This is a genomic window from Streptococcus sp. CCH8-C6, from assembly GCF_001557225.1.
GTDB lineage: Bacteria > Bacillota > Bacilli > Lactobacillales > Streptococcaceae > Streptococcus > Streptococcus sanguinis_C.
This window is the reverse complement of the sequence record NZ_LSJN01000032.1, coordinates 92,043-111,203: the sequence shown is the minus strand read 5'-3', so window position 1 is coordinate 111,203 and position 19,161 is coordinate 92,043. Positions and strand designations below refer to the sequence as shown.

General features: G+C 36.9%; 15 protein-coding genes. 1 reads left to right on the top strand and 14 read right to left on the bottom strand.

What is annotated here, in order from left to right; all coding sequences use genetic code 11:
• Positions 1 to 138 precede the first annotated feature (138 nt).
• Entirely contained in the window at positions 139 to 1,065 is a 927-nt protein-coding gene (locus AX677_RS03600; protein ID WP_060976199.1) for an alpha/beta hydrolase, read from the top strand.
• Between the two features lie 499 nt (positions 1,066 to 1,564).
• On the opposite strand, the gene rpsO is transcribed toward AX677_RS03600, so the two are convergent.
• The 14 genes from rpsO to AX677_RS03530 all read right to left on the bottom strand — a co-directional run bounded on the left by rpsO (position 1,565) and on the right by AX677_RS03530 (position 19,119).
• Entirely contained in the window at positions 1,565 to 1,834 is a 270-nt protein-coding gene (gene rpsO / locus AX677_RS03595; RefSeq protein WP_001018251.1) for a 30S ribosomal protein S15, read from the bottom strand.
• Between the two features lie 224 nt (positions 1,835 to 2,058).
• Complete coding sequence (locus AX677_RS03590) at positions 2,059 to 3,441, bottom strand: DUF4832 domain-containing protein (RefSeq protein WP_032907708.1); 1,383 nt, start codon at positions 3,439 to 3,441, stop codon at positions 2,059 to 2,061.
• A gap of 16 nt (positions 3,442 to 3,457) precedes the next feature.
• Positions 3,458 to 4,129 carry a DUF4956 domain-containing protein gene (locus AX677_RS03585; RefSeq protein WP_060976198.1) on the bottom strand — a complete coding sequence of 224 codons (672 nt, stop codon included), beginning with the start codon at positions 4,127 to 4,129 and terminating at the stop codon, positions 3,458 to 3,460.
• Positions 4,130 to 4,147: 18 nt separating this feature from the next.
• Positions 4,148 to 4,882: a polyphosphate polymerase domain-containing protein gene (locus AX677_RS03580; RefSeq protein WP_060976197.1), complete on the bottom strand. Its 735-nt coding sequence runs from the start codon at positions 4,880 to 4,882 to the stop codon at positions 4,148 to 4,150.
• Positions 4,869 to 6,644 (bottom strand): CotH kinase family protein, encoded by a 1,776-nt coding sequence (locus AX677_RS03575; protein ID WP_060976196.1) that lies wholly within the window; start codon positions 6,642 to 6,644, stop codon positions 4,869 to 4,871. The genes AX677_RS03580 and AX677_RS03575 overlap by 14 nt, the downstream gene beginning before the upstream one ends.
• Positions 6,637 to 8,082, bottom strand: coding sequence for an exopolysaccharide Pel transporter PelG (gene pelG, locus AX677_RS03570; protein WP_060976195.1), 1,446 nt, complete (start codon positions 8,080 to 8,082; stop codon positions 6,637 to 6,639). The genes AX677_RS03575 and pelG overlap by 8 nt, the downstream gene beginning before the upstream one ends.
• On the bottom strand, positions 8,070 to 9,482 hold the full coding sequence (pelF, locus tag AX677_RS03565; protein WP_060976194.1) for a GT4 family glycosyltransferase PelF: 1,413 nt from the start codon (positions 9,480 to 9,482) through the stop codon (positions 8,070 to 8,072). Before pelF ends, pelG begins: the two co-directional genes overlap by 13 nt.
• Positions 9,483 to 9,502: 20 nt before the next feature.
• Complete coding sequence (locus AX677_RS03560; protein ID WP_060976193.1) at positions 9,503 to 11,332, bottom strand: DUF2194 domain-containing protein; 1,830 nt, start codon at positions 11,330 to 11,332, stop codon at positions 9,503 to 9,505.
• 9 nt (positions 11,333 to 11,341) lie between these two features.
• Positions 11,342 to 12,241 (bottom strand): hypothetical protein, encoded by a 900-nt coding sequence (locus AX677_RS03555; RefSeq protein WP_060976192.1) that lies wholly within the window; start codon positions 12,239 to 12,241, stop codon positions 11,342 to 11,344.
• A gap of 1 nt (position 12,242) precedes the next feature.
• Positions 12,243 to 14,024 carry a hypothetical protein gene (locus AX677_RS03550; RefSeq protein ID WP_060976191.1) on the bottom strand — a complete coding sequence of 594 codons (1,782 nt, stop codon included), beginning with the start codon at positions 14,022 to 14,024 and terminating at the stop codon, positions 12,243 to 12,245.
• Between the two features lie 578 nt (positions 14,025 to 14,602).
• Positions 14,603 to 15,322 (bottom strand): transaldolase, encoded by a 720-nt coding sequence (locus AX677_RS03545; protein WP_004193448.1) that lies wholly within the window; start codon positions 15,320 to 15,322, stop codon positions 14,603 to 14,605.
• 11 nt (positions 15,323 to 15,333) lie between these two features.
• Entirely contained in the window at positions 15,334 to 16,716 is a 1,383-nt protein-coding gene (locus AX677_RS03540) for a PTS ascorbate transporter subunit IIC (protein WP_060976190.1), read from the bottom strand.
• A 23-nt stretch (positions 16,717 to 16,739) separates the two neighbouring features.
• Positions 16,740 to 17,021 (bottom strand): PTS sugar transporter subunit IIB, encoded by a 282-nt coding sequence (locus AX677_RS03535; RefSeq protein WP_032908242.1) that lies wholly within the window; start codon positions 17,019 to 17,021, stop codon positions 16,740 to 16,742.
• Complete coding sequence (locus AX677_RS03530) at positions 17,014 to 19,119, bottom strand: BglG family transcription antiterminator (protein ID WP_060976189.1); 2,106 nt, start codon at positions 19,117 to 19,119, stop codon at positions 17,014 to 17,016. Before AX677_RS03530 ends, AX677_RS03535 begins: the two co-directional genes overlap by 8 nt.
• Positions 19,120 to 19,161: the final 42 nt, after the last annotated feature.

Genomic DNA, 19,161 nt, shown 5'->3' with positions numbered 1-19,161 from the left:
GTTATCGAAATCTCGCTTGGATAAATGAATTGGATTTTCTTGTATGAAAGGCAGAAAAATCAAAAAACAAGAAAGCTCTCTTCTTGTAAAATACATTCATTTCCGCTATAATACTACAAATACTGAAAGGAGAGAACTATGAAGTATATTTGGACTTTCTTAGCAGTCTTGATCTTGACAGGACTGGCTCTGTTCTTCTGGCACTCCCAGACCAAACTGAACTCTACTCCTCCTAAGCTAGGAACTACACAGACAGCTTCTAGCGAGAAAACCGACAATCAACCGACTCCTACTGATGACATCGTGTCTGAAGAGTACAGTGTTTCATACGACGACAAGCAGCTCTACGGAAAGATTACTGCTCCTTCTGACTACAAGAGTAAAAGAATGCCGACTATTGTTATCGCACATGGATTGAACAACACCCTTGAGCAATATGAAATGTATAGCCAGCTGTTGGCAAAGCAAGGTTATCTGGTTTACAGCTTTGATTTCTACGGTGGCAGTCGCCAATCGAAGAGCGGTGGACAAGATATGCTGAATATGTCGGTCAAGACCGAACTCGCAGACTTGACCCAAGTCATGGAAAAGCTTCGTTCCGAGACCTTTGTAGACAAGAGCAAAATGAGCTTATTCGGCGCTAGCCAAGGCGGTGTCGTTGCCAGTCTCTATGCTGCTGCTTATCCGGACCGCGTACACAAACTCCTGCTTATCTTTCCAGCTTTCGTTCTTTTTGACGATGCCAAAGAGACCTATCGTGAGCTAGGGAGCCCAGACTTCGATCAACTTCCCGATAGCCTGACACACCACAATACTACTCTGGGCAAGATTTATCTAATCGATGCCTTAGACATTGACATCCAGGCAGAGCAGGCCAAAATCACCGCTCCGACCCTCATTATCCACGGCACTGATGATGCAGTCGTGCCCTACCAGTATGCGGCCGAAGCGAGCCAGACCATTCCAAATGCAGAGCTGGTCACTGTGGAAGGTGGGGAGCATCGCATCGACGAAAGATTTGCTATCACTGCCGCTCCTGCAATCCAAAAATTCTTGAAAGAGTAAAGTCGCTGATAGAAAAAGTTCTTCTAAAATCATAGAAGAGCTTTTTGTTTGGAGAAATTAGAAGAATTAGAATAGGAAATGATATTTGAAGAGCTTAAAATGAATTTAGGGGAAAGACGAATAATCGTACTCCAAAACCCTGAAAACTGATTTGAGATTAGGTTACAATCCTAGAGAAAAAGAAAAACTACTCTTTATTGGAGTAGTTTCAACTTTGTGTATTCAATTGAACATGGCCTAAGCGAGTTAATAAAACAAAAAAGCCCTCTGAAATCAGAGAGACAATTGAGCTCGGGCTAAAATTCTTGTGAAAAAGATGAAACTCCTTGTGTTCATCGAACACGGTGTCATTCCCCTATTTTCATACGGATTTGTAACGCCCTTAGCATCATGATTCTTGCTGGATAAAACGTTTATAAACTAGGCGACGAGGCGAAGATTGTACTAATGGTACATCGAGGCGAAATCAACGAAGTATAGAAACGTTTTAGACGCAAGATTAGCGACGAAGTCCAAGAGAGTTGATTAACTCACGGTAACGGTTAACGTCGTTCTTACGAAGGTAAGCCAAGAGGTTACGACGGCGACCGATTTTCTTCATCAAACCACGGTAAGTAGCGTGGTCTTTTTTGTGTTGTTTGATGTGTTCGTTGAGGTGGTTAATTTCCCAAGTAAGGACAGCAACTTGTACCTCTACTGAACCAGTGTCACCTTCGTGACGTGCGTATTGTGCAATGATTTCATTTTTTTTCTCTTTTGAGATTGCCATGATATACTCCTTTTCTTTACGCTTCATCCGAGTGGCAGGTTTGGCATGGCCTGCAACCAAGAAGAAGTTATTTGTCTTTACGACATACTTATTCTACCAAGAAGGTCTACCTTTGTCAAATGATTCTCTCCTAAATATCCTATTAGCTACTATCTAATCTTGCATTCTCATATTATATAAGTAACAGGACGAAAAAAGAAGTGAAACAACCGTTTCACTTCTTTTTATCTATCTACTGCTGAATCATATAATGTTAAAACAGTTTTATTCTCCTGACCTTTATTGGCAAAACGTATTGATGGTTGGTTTGTCAAAGGAGAAACTATCCCTATAGCAACCCTATAACCTTTATCATTATCTGTTATTCCTACGGTTGACAGTGATAATTCAACTTTCTCTTCTTTACCAGGTAACATCTTAGTTAAATCAACTGGCAGTTTCTTTGTCTCCACAACCCTGCCTGTTTTATTATAAACATAAATCTTCGTTTCCCAATTACGATAAAAAGGAGCCACTCCTTTGTTTGACAAGGTAACGGTCAGCTGGGTCTTTTCACTTTCTGGTTTTAAAGATACCGAAGGGACCCATAATCTATATCCCATATTTTTCAAAACTTCTTTATAGCCCTTATCATCTTTTTCATCAATGATTTCAGCTACTTTTGGTCCTAAGAAAGTTGTATGGGACTGTCGAACTTCTTTAACCGTTTGGGATAAATTTTTCTTTAAAATAGCCTCCATGCTTACTGCACTAGTAAATTCACCACCAATAGGTGACGTTTGCCAAGCATTAGGCATCGCAACTAGCCCGTTTTTAGCATCTTCTTGGTCATAGTCTCCACCAGATCGAACCCAACCTAACCAAACTTCTCTGCTTTCCTCTTCTCCAACCATATCGTTATACAGTCCGAATCCATGCTTTTTAGCAGCTGCAAAGGGGCGACGCATTAAAATATTGGCTTTTGGAAAAGCTTGAATCCATGGAGTAATAAACTTCTCTCGAGTTTCTGCTTCTGGTAATTTCCGGATATTCGCTTCCTCATTGATATGCCATTCACCCCAGTGACCAAGAACTCCAAGCTGAATAAAGGCAATTTGCCCACTTTTAGCCCACCTTTCCCCCATGGCGGCAACAGCCTTTTGATAATAGGATATCAAGTTTTTATCTGAATAGTTAGGAGAAAAACCCTTACCATATTCAGAAGCGTAGCGATCCCCGGGATCAGACATTTCTTTTATCAGCCAAGAAGGGATATCTTCGTGGGGAGTATCTGAAGGGTAGTCTAATACAAATCGTAAGACAATATATTTTCCCTCTTTTTTCCAACGTTCAATTTGATTACTTTCTTCTATCTTTTCCCAATTATAAACACCTTTTTGAGCCTCTAGTTCTTTCCACGTAACATCCATATATACAAGCTGAACATCTTCTGGAAGTTCTTCTTCTTCTGCTGATGGAGCATAGCCCATCAAGGGATTAGGAAGGACTTCAGTGGAATATGTAAAAGCACGATCCACCTGTTTTTTATTAAAAGAAGTAATATGAAGAGCACCGCAAATAGTAGCTACTACTACAAAAATTAAACTATATCTCAATTTTTTATTCATTCCATTTCCAATCATGTTAACCGTGATACTCACCATTATACTGGATAAGCGTCACGTCTGAAACCCGTTCAAGATTTCGAATTCTCTCTACAAAAGTGAAATCTTCCTTCTTACAGAGGACTTCAACTGCCATTTCAATAGTATCACCCCGAAGTGTCTTTGATTTCACAAAGTATTTTATTTTACCAAAGGATTGAATGATGCGATCACCTGTTTCATCACCTTGGTAATGAATGATGACAATGTAAACCTTTCCTTGGTGCTGCATCCGACTAAAAATTAATAGCATTCCAAAAATGACTGCTGCTGTCACAATAGCCAAGATGTACATACCAGCACCAACGGTTATTCCTGTGGTAATGGCCCAGAACAAATAGAGCAAGTCCATGGGATCTTTTACAGCCGTCCGGTAACGTACAATGGAAAGGGCACCAACCATACCCAAAGAGATAACCACGTTGGTACTAATTGCCAAAGTTACCATAGCCGTTAGAATAGACATCCCAATCAAGGTCATTGCGAAACTTCTAGAATAGACAACTCCAGTGAAAAATCTCTGATAAACAAAATAGATAAATGCTCCTAAAGCGATTGCTAATAATAGAGTGGCAAGAATTTTTACAGCATTTTGGGAAGTAAAATTCTCCGATTTTAGTATTGATTTTTTAATCATATCTTGAACACTCATTCTTCTCTCCAATCTCTCCTAATAATCTGTATCATACCAGTATTCAAAATCATGCAAATATCTTGTCTTTTCATAGCAAAGGACGTATTTTGATACCGCAATAAATTCTGAAGCCTGAGGTGGAATAATATCTTTGATAATCTGTGGTTGCAACTCCGTATATTTCACTTCAAAAACTAGCTTGCCTGGGGGAAGAACTGGGATAGTTGGCAAGTTGGAATCAAATATATCCAAACTACCAACAGCAGCTCGTACATCCGAATCAAAAGTCAGTCGAACAGTACCAGCGTCATAGACCCATGGCTCACGTTCATAATCAACGATTACGCGGGGACGCATAACATTTGTCATACATTCAAAATAAAAATCCCTACAAAGAGGATAGGGACTATGAAGTAAAAATCCATAGTCACCTTCAATAATTTTCTCTACCTCTTCTCGTGTTAAAGGCGCTGCTTCCTTATAGATATAATTCTCAAATTTTTTCTTTCTTTCTAGCTTGATGCTACGATCACTAAAATTATAGATTCTGATACGGTATTTTTTTCGCATCAAAATCCCTGCATCCTTCTCTTCATAACTACTATTCCAGTAGTCATCGAAATAAAGGCTTCGGATAGTATATCCTCCATTTTGGGCATGTTTATCTAAATTAAGAATGGACTCAAAACGTTGTGTTAATAAGGCTTTTTCTTTTAAACCGATGAGATACTTCGCCTCATGACGAAATTGCTCTTTTTTATCTGTTTTCATAAGTGTCAACCTTTATTCCCCCGTCTTCCATAACATAGAATCCTGAAACCCCAAATTCCTTCGTGGTATCTGTACGATAATAATCAAAGGCTGCTTGAGAATTGCCAGTTTCATTCTTTGCAAACACTCTTATAAAGTATTGACCTTTAGGTAAGCGATCTGTCTCAATACTGAGCTCTGAAATCTCTTTTTTATCCAATATTTTTTCTTTGAAGCTTGGATCCTTAGCTAATTCTACATGATAGGTTATCTGCTGATTATTAAAATCATAAGATGGTAGCCATTTTAAGATAAGTTTCTTTCCTTCGACTTTTGGTTGATCAATATAAAACGGTTGAGGTGATTGTAGGCTCTTCTTATAAGCATGATAGTTCGTCTCAACTTCCTTAGGAAGAGCAGCTAGAATCTGATTATACTGGTCTTCGTTAAAATATAGATGCCCTAAATCTGGCATACGCGACAAATATGGTTTTACTATTTTTGCATATTCCTTACTTAAATCACCAATATTCTGCGGACTCAGCTGATTCTTATATAATTCATCAACAGTCCTCTCTAAACCTGTTCGGAATCGTTCTGATTTAAGCAAGCGCTGAAATAAATGATTTCCCCAGTAATTGCTAACTCCATACTGCCAAGAATTCTCTCCTAAAGCACTTGGTTTTCGGATTTCATACTCGCTTTTGTGTAAAGAATCATCCAAGTCCCAAGGCAAAATATACCAGCGCGTCCCGTTCTTAGGGCTATAAAGAAACATATTCCGATTTTGACTGTCAATATTGCCCATCAAGATTTGAAAGGCCATCCAATATTGAACATTTTGTGCATCAAAATACTGTTCTAGAAATTCATCACTAGACACTGATTCGTCATTTAGCTTATCTAACATGTCAATCAGCTTGGTATGATCATTGTCTCCTTTAACCTCTAAACGAGATTCAAATTTTTTCTTATCAAATTTCGGATCATCTTCTTTTCTAATGACATCCGGCTCTCTAAAAAATTCGAAATTATTAATCTTATAGAGGTGACCGCTTTGATCAAGTCCATGAGCTTCGAGAGCGGTCTTGTTTAATTGCTCAACTTGAGTGTAAATCCCATAATCTTCAAACTCTTTGGACTGTTCACCTGTCTCATCTTTAACATAGAGATGGACGAATTGAGTACGAAGTCCTACAATTTGTGGAATACTTTCTGTCAGCTTAAAAGCTAGTTTATTTCGAAATCGAAGATAGTCATAGGGATGCTTATTTAGGTTAATAGTCCGCTGGCCTTCCCATCTTCCCTTACTTCTTTTGATTTCTATCTTGTAATTTTTTTGGCTAGCTCGACTGGAACTTTGTCCTCTAATTTGAACAGTAGCATTGGGAACCTCTTCACCAAAGCCGAACTGCCCTGATTCAGGCCCCTTTTCATTCCCAACTTGTAAAAGTCCTTCTACCTGGTAACGTTTAATTCCCATTTTTTCATAGTCATAAGCCGAATACTGATTGACTTCACTCCAGGAATGATTAGTATTTTCAACAGTATTCCCCCGTCTAACAGTCAAATACATGGCGATCACATCCGGATCCCCTTGGTTATACAAGGTTTCCTTATCATAAAGATGCAAATCATTAATGTTTTGCACCTTTTCTTTTTTGACCTTTCGAGTTACCTTCTCGTTTCCATTGCCACCTCCATTATCAAACACAGCCAAAAGAATAAATGCGAGGGACATCAAGCCAAAGACTAGTAAAAATTTACCCCATTTATTATCCATCGTTTCTCCTCGCTTCTAAAGTATTATAAAGTCTAGTAAAGAATCCAGTTTCTTCATATACGATGATATCTTGACTTCCTAAGACTCGATAAGGAAGGTCTTTGGTATATTCAGCCAGACGAGCACTTGTGGTGAAATATAAAACCAATGAAGCTAACAAAAACCCATAACCAATGAAAGAAGTATCTATAAATTGAGTTAAAATACTAAATATAACTGAAATTCCAGCAAACCACTTACTACAATTTTTAGCCCCCTCATAGTCAACAAAATAGAGCAACAACAGTAAATTAATATTTCCTACCGCATAAAGCCCATAGCCCAAACACAAGGTCTGAAAATAGCCTTTCATCTGACTATTAAATCCGAGTGGTAAAACAGCCAACAAGACAATCCCAACAAACATCGCTAGCAAGGTTGCTAAAAGTTGTTTCCAAGATAAATACTTTAATTCATTTCTAAGAGTCCGAAGCATGTCTACTTCCGTCTGATTGATTCTATCGACACTTCCTACTCCATCGTATAATTGATAATATTTCCTGAATTTTGGATAGAATACAACCTCTAATGAGACAACAAAACTTACAGTAGAAACTAAAGTAACAAGATAAGCCAACATGGCTGATACATCATAAACAGGAGCTGTACGAAAAAGTCCTCCTATCCCCTTACTCAATGGTCCAAACCAGTTAATAACGATATGTGCAAAGAGTCCTATAAACAGATAGATACCAACCTTAAAAAGATTAAAATATTCATCAAACCAAATCAAGAACTCGAAATTAGCCTCATAACTTTTCGGAAAATAACGATACATAATTCGAATCATTTGAACCAAAATATAAGCATAGGCAATACAAGTGCTCAACAACAGACCATATGGAATAGATAAATATATGGAAACGAAACCTGTTCCAAGCATAATCAAAATAGCTGCTGCAAATGTTTTTAAGATACTACGATAGTCTTTTACAGCTGTTAAATAATTAACTGCATGCCAAATTAAGCATAGTTCACTAAACAAAAGAAGATTTAAGAAAATCTCCAGCAAAGGAATTCCAGATAAAAATAAGAATAAGCCATAGGACACAAGCCCAATTCCCAACATCATAGCTCCTGAAGAAAAGTACGAGGGCAGAATTTTTTCAAACTTTTCTTCATAGAGCATGTCCGAAACATAGCGAGTTACTACCATGGAAAATATATTAGTTATAGCCAAAGAAGCCAGAATTGAGTAGGAAATCAGCCCCAAAAGATGGTCACGCTCAACATTATCAAAACGTCCAAATACGCTAAGATATACAACAGCAAGGATAAGTAGAATCCCAAGAATCATAGGCCCCACATAGATTATGCCTGCATAGCCATATGCTTTTTGTTTGGCAAGGAAATTTCCCTTATTATATACCTTTCTTAGCTCAAAACCTAATCCTGCCATCCCTTCACATACTCCTTGTACATTTTTCTATATTGATCAATCATTTGACCATACTGGTAAAACTGTTCAATGCGTTTTTTCGCAATTCTTCCCATTGCCATCCTCCTCTCTTCTGAAGAAGCCATAGATAGCATTGCATCTGCTAAACCATTTAAATCAGTAGGAGGGACACAGTATCCTGCAAGACCCAAACTATCATCTTCTCTCCCCTCAAGCAATTCTCTACAGCAACCTACGTCTGTCGTTACACACGCTTTTCCTGCTGCCATTGATTCTAAAACAGAGAGAGGTTGTCCTTCAGAAATACTGGTTAAAATCATAAAATCCATCTTTTTAAGATATTCTTTGACATTAACCCGGCCGGTAAAAATCAGATTGTCTAACTTCAGTTTTCGAACCAGGTCATAACATTCACTAGCGTAGCCTTTGTCATCAACACCCCCCATGACATAGAGGCGAACATTAGGCATTTGGACGGATACCTCATAGAAAGAATAAATCATGGTTTTAATATCTTTGATAGGAGCCATTCGGACAGCTGCACCAACATTGATGAAACCATCACTTTCAAAAGGAATCGCAGAGAAAGACTCATAGTCAATTCCATTTGAAATGACTCGACACTTTTCCGGATCGCAGCCCATATCTATCTGAGTTTCTCTGGCTTTTGAGAATAGACTAGTAATACAGTCCGCTTTTGAATAAATTGCATCTGAAAGAGTATAGAAAAAATCAATCCATTGTTTTCGCATAGACGGCAAAATCCAATCTGCACGAATAATTTCTTCCTCGCGCTCCCGTGTATAAATCCCATGCTCTGTTAAAAGAAGGGGCTTACCTGTTCGAACGCTTGCCAATGTCGCCAAGATACCACCATAACCTGTCGAAATGGCATGATAAGCATCTGCAATCGGTATTTCACTAGAAAGAAGGGTCAACAGAGGAAACAGCATCGAGCGAATGGTATGAAAGACATCAGACATTGGCTGCATAGCGTATCTTTCTGCACACAATTCCTGAATCATATGGAAAAAATCTTCACTAGCCAAAAAACTATCTCGTTGGATTTTTCCATCTTGAAGCATGTTAAAGATTAAGGACCAATCTGGTTTAGCACAGAAGACCAACTGTCTTAAAGATTCATATTCTTCACTAGTTAAATCTTCAGCGCTGCTTTTTCTTATTTCAGTTCCAGCTAGACTATCTAGAAAGACTTCTCGAATCTCAACTACATTTTGGGGTAACTCATAGACAAATTTTCCTTTCTTAGATTCATTTGCTCCGATCACCCATACAATAAATTCATGCTCTTTCATTTCAGTTATATATTGATGCATCCATGTAGAGACACCACCATGAACATAGGGATATGATCCTTCTAAAACCAAACAAATTCTCATTTTTACTTTCTTTTCTATATTTATTTGACCTCAATAGATATTTTATCAGACGTAGCGTGTAGAATATAGAGATTTCCTGTTAAATGTTCTAAATCTCCACCCGTCACTTTACCTGGTTGACCTTCATTAAATCGAAGCATCACATAAGCTTGGCTATGGAAATTCCCTAGTTCTAATTCCAATCCAGAATCTGTTTTGCTTTGATTAATGGTCAGTATAGCATAACGTTGGATAGAACCCGCCATTTCAGAACCAGTCAAACGCCTAATATTTGGAGCAATCTTATACAATGTTTCAATTTCATTAGTAAAATCTGTATAAAGTTTTGACCAGCCTAATTTTGCACCTCTATCTTCATCCATAACATCATCTGGATGAAGGAAATGAGTTGTAACATAGTGCATATTAAGTTCAGAAAACACAGTTAAATCTGAATAGGCATCCCACGAAGCACCTGAAACAATCCGGGGTTGCTCAATCAAACCATCATCTGCGACTTCAAACTCCTGAGAGTAAGTAAATTTCCCTGGAAAATAATTACTTGCAATACTTTTAATTTCTGGAAAGTTTTCTCGTAAAACTTCTCTTCCTTCTTTAGACAAAACATTTGAAGGAGGAATATAGATAGATTTCTCTCCTTTTGGAAAAAGCTCTTTCGTAAAGCGAAGTAACTCACTTATCGAAGAAGACATAGCTTTCTTATCTTTCCAAGTTTTATAGGTAGGAAACTCATCTCCATAATCAACTCCTTTAGGGGTCAAGGGTTGATGATTATAACCATGATAGCTTATTTCTCCTCCATTAGCTAAAAGTGATTTCCCAAAATATTTAAAACGATCTATATCTTTTTGACTATGAACATTACCTGAGGTATCATCCTCATAATTTTCGATAACACCACCTGTATACTTAACTCCGTATTTTTCGGATAACTTTAGCAAATCAGGCCACCAGATATTGGTATAAAAATCAGAGATACTCATATTATAATCTCGCTTAATATAAGTAGCATCTCCTGCAGGAACTGGTGAAGGAAAATCATCAAGGTAGAAAGCAGTTCCATTGATAACTGGATAAGCTGTCACAGACGTCATCAAACTATAAGAAGCCGCATACAAACCACGCACTGCTCTTTCATAAATTCCAAAATTATCAATAACAAATTTCCCTTGGCCATGCTTTTTTTCCCAAATCAAAGGTGTTTTTGCCTCATCATCAGTCCAAGCATGAACCTTGGCATCAGATGAGAGTGTAACTGCCCAAGCAGAATGGAAAGCACCATCAATGGAATAACTCTTTCCTCCACCAATCATAAAATCTTTATCGATAAAAATTTTCTTAACATAAGCATTCTCAAAGCTTGAATTTGCCACGCCTAATTTTTGTTCTATTTCAGCCAATCGACTATCTTTAGCCAGAGTTACAGCAAAAAGAACATTGCCCCCTTGCTCAACCCAGTCGGTCATTTCAATAGCTTTATCTCCTAAACTTTCCAAATCGCTCAGAAGTACAACTACCTTTTTATAGTCAGAAAAATTTGGTATGGTCTCTTTTGAAATATCAACTATCTGATAACCCATTCTCATATCTTTAAGGATTTGAGAAAATTGCTCTTTCGCTCGTCGGCTTGTGTCATTACTTTCATCATAAAGAATTAGGCTATCCTTAGCTAAGCTGTCAAAAACCGCGTTGGATGAAGGAACATCTTTAAGATAAGTATCCTTTTCTGAAGTAACTGTATATTGCTCGCCACTCTTTTGAATCCACAAAACAGCAGATAGCAAAAGAAAGATAACAATTACAATAATAGATTCTTTCGAATATAATAGTTTTCTTTTTTTCTTTGTCATCACAAAAACCTACGATTGCCAGAAAGCGAGACGTTCACGATTCTCTTTAGAAAGATAAATAGAACCATTTTGGATTATTTCTACCAATTCTTCTAACCTTTCTCCCTGGCTTGTTTCAAAATAATATCTTAAATAAAGCATATAAATAGCTTCTTGGTGAGGCCACTTTTGAGAAACGAAGTCCAGATATTCTTTAACTCGCTCATAACGCTTAAGCAAAAAATCATTCTCTATCAGTTTTATATAATCAGAAAGCTGCTCTTTTTGATGAAGTTTCTTTTCTAAGAGATTAGAATAATCTTTTCGCAATAATTCTCCCATCCTCTTAGTTACCAAATCCTTTTGCAAATATGCTTCTAATACAGCACAATATTCCGCTAGAACACGATAATCAGTCGGATTATCTTGGTGTTTTTTTTCCAATGCCTGCAATCGAATATCATATTGTCGAGAAATTTCTGCAATCAAGGTTGTTGCATAATGGACAACCTCAGTATCATCATCCTGCCGAGCTAAGAATAATAAATCGATAAATTTAGCTGGTGCCCGACTGACGATTTCCATTAGCATCCACCGAGAAACTTCCTTATCTTTCAAAACTAGAGCTTCTTCTAATGGAATGACTTCTTCAACATGATTATAAGCGCTCTCAACTCTACTCATTTTTTGAGTATCATCTACCTCAAACCATTCATCTGGATCCTTTTGATCCAGAGAGATGTCAGTCTCCTCTTTATTTAAAGAAAGATTCAACCCCCAAAGCATGATATAGCCTAAAAACGGTAGGCAAATGGGGAAAATAATGTAAAACATAGGTAACTGAATTCGTTTTTTCTTTAAAGAAACAAACGAATGCATAGATAGAGCCACGTATAAAAGTACGAAAAAACTAGTAATCATCCACTCCATTTTAGTTTCCTTGTCTGATTTCACTTGGACTAATATGTGCCGCCAAACCGGGGTTCTTCTTCATATTAGAGAAGACTTGATAATAACCAGCTTTGTCCACCATAGAAGCTGTTAATTCATTAACCATTTGCAAGAAATGAAGTCTTGTTAAGGTCAACTTATCATAAGCAACATCTTCAATCCATATAAGATAGCGTAGGCCCGAAGCACTCTTCATCTCAACAGCAATAGTAGGATAATCTGGGAGTAATTTCCTATTAATCCAAACGGATTCATTTTCCAATCCTTCGTTTAACTGAGGATACAACTCTAATTTAAAATCAGAGAACTGTGATAGAGGATAAAAATGCACTGTGTCAGTTGAAAATTCTTCTCCAATAATTCTTTCAGCTTCAACAATGATCTCTTCAACCGTTCTCTTGTTTAAGCGTTTGAAAACATCATAAAGTTGACTGCTACCATGATGACTACTAACAACCTTTTGAACTAGCACATCTCTATCGTGAGTCGCATCTTCATATGAAAGTGTTAAGAATTCATTCTGTTCATTCAACAATTGATTTTCTTTTTCCAGTAATTCTTTCTCATCCTGATATTTCATTTGGATAATACCACAAATAAGCGCTACAAAAATATATGCAGCAAATGGAAGCCATCTATCAGTATTATAAATAATAGATTGCCATTTATTACCTGCCACTAGACTCATCGTAAACAATCCTAAAACAGATAGAACACCAGCAAATATACCGTAAACCGTACCAAAAATAGTACTAATTAGAGTTACAAATAAGAGCCTTACATCAATCATTCCTAGTTGATTGAACCTTGTTACGACTAAACTTAAGACTTCTGAAACTATAAAAGCAAGGAAGACTTCCGCGATTTTTTGAAAATCACTGTGAGAACGTAGTTTATAAACATTTCTTTTCAAACTACGAAATTCAAGCCTTCTCAACGGCTTTCCTTCACTAATAAATTGATCATACAGATCTGATAAATCATCTACGATAGAATAATGGATAAACCATCCATACCGACCGCGCAGATTATTTTTGTCTATTGATTGATATACAGGAGATAACTTATTGGATGGCTGGAAAGTAATCGAACTACGTGTCAGAGTTAAATCCTGTAATTTGCTTGCTAAAAGTTTGAAAGTATCTTGAAAAGGATTAGCTATTGTCAAAATTTCAGCCTCATCCGTCCAACTATTAAATACCTTATATACAAGCTCCGCTAAATCTTCTGAATTAATGAAATTCAGTACTTCGTCTGGTTGCTCATCAAAACTGATTGGCTGATTTCGCCGAAGATTGTCCATTAAACCATAGAAATAATCCTCTGGTTGTTTTGCAGAATAGACATAGGGGCTCCGAATAATTTTCAGAGAACCACTGTATGTACTTGCCCAATGTAAGCAAAGATTCTCTGCTGCTCTTTCCAAATCCTGAGGGAGATTAATAATTTCCGGTCCTGTGACATATAGAATATTTGACCAAGATAACTTCGTAGTATTTTTCAGGAAATCTTGCAATCTTTCCAACTCACCAATCTGTTGATTTTTATAGGTCAAATAATTTGAGAGATACAAAATTTGATCAAAATGATAATTTTCTAAGATTTCAGAGATACCAATTGACGCAGATTGTTTAAAAACAGTCACCTTTTTTAGCTTGGTTAAGTGCGTATCTCCAAAAATATAAACGTCACTATTTGGGAAAGCTTCCTCAATAAATTCTTTAGATATGTAACCTGTGTTTCCGAATAGTAAAGTTTTCACTTTCTTCTCCTTTAAATATCATTTTCCCATTTTAAAAACAAGATTTATGTTTAAAATACTTTTATGTATCGTATTTCTCTACACTCAACTTAAAATCATATAACTAATTAGGGAAAATAGCAAGCATATCAGCCCAAAATCCACATAAAATGTACAAAGCTTAGTAATTTGATAAAATTAAGTATCAAAACAGGCTGTCATCGTGTCTAAAAAATTCTTTTTCCTTATAATTTTAAATAAAAATAGCTTCAAACACCCCTATGGATATACCATAATTATACCACAAAAACCCTTTAATGAATACCGTTTACATAAGCTAAATCAAGTTTAAAACTATAAATTATAAGCATTTTTATTGAAAACAAATAATCTTGCCGTCCTCAGAAATTATAGATAAAAAATATCCTTGAATTTGAGTTATGCTTCTCAATCCCAAAGAATTCATTAAAATTTAAAATATAATATTTATAATTCAACCTCAAAGAAACCATTTCTGCCTCGGTCAAATAAACAAATTAAAACCCCAGTACTACTTCATTAAGAACTGGGGTTTAAGGTTAGGATTTTAAAATATTAAATCAAGCATCTAAGATTTTAAAACCAAGACTAGTACTATCTTTCAAAAACATCTGAACTGTTTCTAGGGAATATTCTGTCAAATCTTTACCATTTAACGATAATTTTTGAATCAAATCTGAGGTACAGGTAATAATATCAACCCCTAACTCATCCGCTTGATAAATATTATAGGTTTCGCGCGGACTAGCCCACAACAACTCTACTCCGTCTTTTTGACGACAAATAGACAGTGCTTCTTTCATAATCGGCACAGGATCCACACCCGTATCTGCGATACGTCCAGCAAAAACTGACACTATCCCTGGAGTACCTGCCTTCAAAGCTCCAACTACCTCGCGAACTTGTTCAAGAGTGAAAATAGCTGTAGCATTGATTTTAACACCTTTTGCTGCTAGACGTTTCATTAAATCAACAGTTGATTCCCCTTTAGAATTTGTCACAGGTATTTTTACATAAACATTCTCTCCCAGTGAGGCTATTTTTTCTGCTTCTTTTTCCATTGTTTCAATGTCATCAGCAAACACCTCAAAAGAAACGGGAAATTCCTTAATATCCTTTAATACTTCTTTAGCGAATCCTACATAGCTGGTGATACCTGCTTTCTTCATTAAGCTAGGATTAGTGGTAAATCCCGATACCAAACCAGAATTTAGATCCTTTAGCATAGTTTCCAAAACTGCGCCATCTGAATAAACTTTAATAGATAATTTTCGTGCCATTATTCGCCCTCTTATTCTTCTTCGTCGCAAACATTATTCAGTGCTGTATCTGATTTACTGAGGAAATTTGGTAAAAGCAATATAACTGCTAGAACTGCTACTACCACATAAATACCAACTTGACCAACAGAATCTCCTACGCGACCTAACAAAATACCAAATACACCAAAGTCAAAATCACCAAAGGTCGTATTTGCAAAACCTAGTTCACCTAATACTGGCAAAACCGCTGCAGGTAAAAAGGCTAAGAATAGGCCGTTTACAAAAGAACCTAAAACAGCTCCCTTCCGTCCTCCAGTTGCATTGCCATAGATTCCCGCTGTTGCACCACAGAAAAAGTGAGGAACCATACCGGGAATAATCAGCACACCACCTATTGCTCCCAGAATGAACATACCAATCAGTCCACCTAAAAAGCTAAAGGCAAAACCAATAATAACTGCTGTAGGCGCATAAGGGAAGAATACAGCACAGTCCACAGCTGGTACAGCATTCGGAATAAGCTTAGTGGCGATACCTTGAAAAGCAGGAATCAAATCAGCAAGTATCATCCGCACCCCTGCATATACAATAGCGACACCAACCGCAAAAGTTAGACCACTGACGATAGCAAATATAAAAGGATTCTTACCAGCTGCTAACTCTTCAACTGTTTTAGGACTACGAATCAGACAAGCAATTGTTGCTATTAGATAAAAGACAACCATGACAATACCTGTTGATATTGTAGTATTGCGAAGAAAGCTCCATTTTTCTGAAATTTTCAACTCCTCTGTACTGGTGCTGCCTTTTCCTACCTTAGATCCAATCCAGGCTGAGAGATAGTAACCCAGACTGCCAAAATGTCCCATTGCAATCTCGTCTCCGTCCGTTACCTGAAGAGTATATTTCTGTCCAATAGCTGGAGAAATAGCTGACCAAGCACCTAATATAAATCCTCCTACTGCAATCATGGCAGCTCCTTTAAAGCCAATTGCTCCTAAAACGGCTGACAATAAACAAGCCATAAAGAAACTATGATGCCCTGTTAAAAAGATGTATTTAAAGCGAGTAAAACGAGCAAATAATAAATTTAGCAATAAGCCAACAATGAGAATTGTCATCGTCTCAACACCCAGTATTTTCTGAGCAACTGATGTTACAGCTTCATTATTGGGAACAACACCTGTAATACCAAACCCTTTTTCAATCAAACTAGCTAAAGGAGATAAATTATTTTGAATAACTCCTGCTCCAGCGGCTAACATTAAATACCCTAGAATCGGCCCTAGTGTTCCAGTCAAAACTTTATGACTTGGAGTTCGAAGAGCTACTAAACCAACAAAAGCTATCAGTCCCATTAAAAAGGCTGGTTCACTTAAGATATTTTGAAACAGCGTGAGTATACCATTCATGGCTGAACCTCCATTCTTTCTTCTTATTGATTTCTCATTTCTTCTAATACAGGAACAAGGTCTGCTTCGATTTTTTTGCGATTAGTATAGCTCTTAACGATACAAACCTTTGTTCCCTCAGGAAAGATATCTTGAAATTCTTTCACTGTCACATATAGGTCTGCTCCCTTTCCGACCGCTGCATTAGAATCACAAGATTCTGCTTCTACTTCTATTCCTAAATCTTTGGCAATGGCTTCTACTTTCATCCGAAGAAGTAAGCTGCTGCCAATACCATTTCCACAAACTGTGACAATTTTAATCATCTTTTTCTCCATTCTTTATTGTTTCGGTAATGATTTCCATTATTTCATCTGGATTTTCTGCTGCAATTAACTGTTCTATGGACTCATCGTCATCTAAAATCATAGCAAGCTCTTGTAAAGCTTTCAAATGCGCAGTTGAATCAATGGCGGCAAGTACAAAAATCAACTGAACTTGTTTTTCCTCATCTCCTTTTACATCAAAATCAACTGGCTCTGCCACCTGCAGCAAACTCATTCCTAACTTGTTTACCCCCAAATCAGGAGCAGCGTGAGGAACAGCGACTTTCGGTGCTAGTACAATATAGGCTCCTAACTTCTCCACAGAAGCAATCATTCCTTCAATATAAGACTGCTCAATATAATTTCCCCTCAGCAAAGGTGCGGCTGCCAAAGAAATAGCTTCTTTCCAATCCTTGACCTGATTAGTCTGTTGAATAAATTCTTTTTTTAATAATTCTGTCAAACCATATCCTCCTCTCGTCTGACCTTGTTGCCAGCCTATCAAGTAATTCGATAGTTCTCTCATTAGCTCAGGATAGTGATGAATCGTTGTATGTCGCTCTATAATTTCTATCAACCCGTCTAAGGAAATTCCTTGAGTTTCAATCCAAGAAAATTGACTGATGACTCTGCGTTTTAACATGGTCTTTTCAACAGCCTTCATAACAGGCTGCAGTATATAGACTGGTCTTTCTGATTCAAACGGAACTGTTGAAAAAGCAAGGTCATATTCTTCAATGTCTATCTTTTTAGCTTCATCAAGCTGGTGAACAGGCTTAAACATCATATTTGGAAAAAGATGCTTTAATTCCGCCTGAAGAATCAGGGAAGAACTCACTCCATTTGGACAGATACTCAAAGCCCTTAAAGTTTGTATACTATCTTTCTTATACTCTCCCTCTAAATATCCACCAAAATGAATCGTGAAGTAAGCTACCTCATCATCACTTAATAGTTTGCCTACGTATTCTTCTAAAGGAATAAGACTTCGTTTTACCAAATAGTAGAGTGAGCCAAAATCTGCTTTAATCTGTTCTTTCAATGGATTTATTAAAGGAATATCAAATAACAGGCGATAATACGCTGGATAAAGATGCGAGTATAAATTTTGACGAAATTGAGGAGATTGAGAAAAATCTGCTCCTGTATGAGCTTTGACCTGTTCTATTATATCTTCCATCAACTCAAATACCCTTTGGTCAGAAAAAACTTGAAGATTTCCTTCTGTACAACCTAGCAAGCGAGAAAAGATAAAATTCTTTTTGCCTGCCAACTCTGGGTAAGTTTGTAATAGTTCTTCACATAAATCAAACAAAGAATTTGTATATATCTCTCCTAAGACAATATCATCGTCAGGACATATTTTTAAACTCCCCGCTTTTAAAATAGCGATAAGACAGCTTACTTCTTTCGTTTTTTCAGACAAAAAATGAATGTTATACTTTTTTCCGAGTAAAACGAGTCTGTCTGCAACTTCCCCATCATTAAGCTCTAGACCACAATCTTCAAGCAAATATCGAAGTACCCAGCGCCCACTCGCTATTGACAAAAGCTCACTCAATGTCTTCTCTAATAGATAAATGAGCTTTTTTGTTTTTCCTGCTAAAAAATATCCCTGTTTACGAGTATAAGACAGTTCTATCTGATAAGAAAGTAAATGTTGCTTAAGCCTTTTTATATCCGACAGGACTGAATTTCTGCTCATCTGCAATAGATTCTGTAAATGCTGATTGGATACAAAGTGCTGAGCCAACAGAATATAAAGCACAATCATTTCTAAGCGCTCTTCATGAAAAAGATAGTCACCTGTATGATGAGATATCTTTTCAAAAAGGCTATTCAAGGGTACTGCCGGAGTTCTAATTCGTCCTCCTTTCACCTCAATAACTGGAAAATGAAAAGATTCTAAAACATCGTTAATTTTTTCAATTTGCAGAATAAGATATTTACGATTAATTTTTAGAAGTTTTTCCATTTCCTCAAGAGAAGAATCTGAATATTTGGATAAAAGCTGAAATTTTTCAATGAGCTCATTTGATAACACTTCTAGCCCTCCTATATTATTAGTATAAACAAAATAGTTAACGTTTTCAATCAAAATTCAGTCCAATTGTCATCAGGAAATTATCAAAAGAATTGT

Bases quoted from the DNA above. Each gene is read 5' to 3' on its own strand.
- AX677_RS03600 (WP_060976199.1), top strand. From the start codon at position 139: ATGAAGTATATTTGGACTTTCTTAGCAGTCTTGATCTTGACAGGACTG.
- rpsO (WP_001018251.1), bottom strand. From the start codon at position 1,834: ATGGCAATCTCAAAAGAGAAAAAAAATGAAATCATTGCACAATACGCA.
- AX677_RS03590 (WP_032907708.1), bottom strand. From the start codon at position 3,441: ATGAATAAAAAATTGAGATATAGTTTAATTTTTGTAGTAGTAGCTACT.
- AX677_RS03585 (WP_060976198.1), bottom strand. From the start codon at position 4,129: ATGAGTGTTCAAGATATGATTAAAAAATCAATACTAAAATCGGAGAAT.
- AX677_RS03580 (WP_060976197.1), bottom strand. From the start codon at position 4,882: ATGAAAACAGATAAAAAAGAGCAATTTCGTCATGAGGCGAAGTATCTC.
- AX677_RS03575 (WP_060976196.1), bottom strand. From the start codon at position 6,644: ATGGATAATAAATGGGGTAAATTTTTACTAGTCTTTGGCTTGATGTCC.
- pelG (WP_060976195.1), bottom strand. From the start codon at position 8,082: ATGGCAGGATTAGGTTTTGAGCTAAGAAAGGTATATAATAAGGGAAAT.
- pelF (WP_060976194.1), bottom strand. From the start codon at position 9,482: ATGAGAATTTGTTTGGTTTTAGAAGGATCATATCCCTATGTTCATGGT.
- AX677_RS03560 (WP_060976193.1), bottom strand. From the start codon at position 11,332: ATGACAAAGAAAAAAAGAAAACTATTATATTCGAAAGAATCTATTATT.
- AX677_RS03555 (WP_060976192.1), bottom strand. From the start codon at position 12,241: ATGGAGTGGATGATTACTAGTTTTTTCGTACTTTTATACGTGGCTCTA.
- AX677_RS03545 (WP_004193448.1), bottom strand. From the start codon at position 15,322: ATGGCACGAAAATTATCTATTAAAGTTTATTCAGATGGCGCAGTTTTG.
- AX677_RS03540 (WP_060976190.1), bottom strand. From the start codon at position 16,716: ATGAATGGTATACTCACGCTGTTTCAAAATATCTTAAGTGAACCAGCC.
- AX677_RS03535 (WP_032908242.1), bottom strand. From the start codon at position 17,021: ATGATTAAAATTGTCACAGTTTGTGGAAATGGTATTGGCAGCAGCTTA.